The following is a 683-nucleotide window of genomic DNA, read 5'->3' as shown; positions in this document are numbered from 1 at the left end:
TTCTACGGCACGTTTGAAGGCGCGCTGAAAGGTCTGGTCATACATGTGATGGCGACGCACGACACCGCTCCGTGGATCGGTCGAATGCGTGTGCTGCGCAAAAACCCAGAACCACGGCCAGGAATGCCCGGCGCGCGGATACTTCCGCTCAAGGGCGTCGGGAAGCGCAACGCCGCTGCGGCCCTCGGCCTGGTCCTTCAGCCACCATGCCCGTGCACGCGACAGCTGCTCGCGCAGGCTGGGTGCCAAGCTCTCGGGTAACATCAAGGCCCGATCCTTGGAGCCCTTGCCCTCCCGCACGATGATCGTGCCGTGATCGAAATCCAGATCCTTGACCCGCAGTTGCAAACCCTCACTGATCCGCATGCCCGTTCCATACAGAAGCTGGGCGAACAAACGATGCTCGCCTTCCAGAAAACCGAGGATGCGAACCACTTCATCCGGGGTCAGCACCACCGGCAAGCGCCGCGACGGCCGAGGTCTTCCGATCTCCTGAAGCCAGGGCAGATCCGTGCACAGCACCTTGCCGTAGAAGAACAGCAAGGCCGCCAATGCCTGACGATGCGTGGAGACCGAAACCTTGCGCTCGTTCGCCAGCCAGGACAGAAATGCCTCGACTTCGCTGCTGCCCAAGGTTGCCGGGTGACGCACACCGTGGAAACGGATGAAGGCACGAACCCAGT

The 683-nt window shown here is 62.1% G+C and carries 1 protein-coding gene; it reads right to left on the bottom strand.

The features are described 5' to 3' along the window. Window positions 1-683: class 1 integron integrase IntI1 (gene intI1, locus ACOTX3_RS26125; protein ID WP_031996045.1), on the bottom strand; the 683-nt coding region annotated here is incomplete at both ends.

The organism is Enterobacter cloacae complex sp. IR5384 (genome assembly GCF_049237265.1).
GTDB classification, from domain to species: Bacteria; Pseudomonadota; Gammaproteobacteria; order Enterobacterales; family Enterobacteriaceae; genus Enterobacter; species Enterobacter cloacae.
This window is presented reverse-complemented; position numbering and strand designations above follow the sequence as displayed.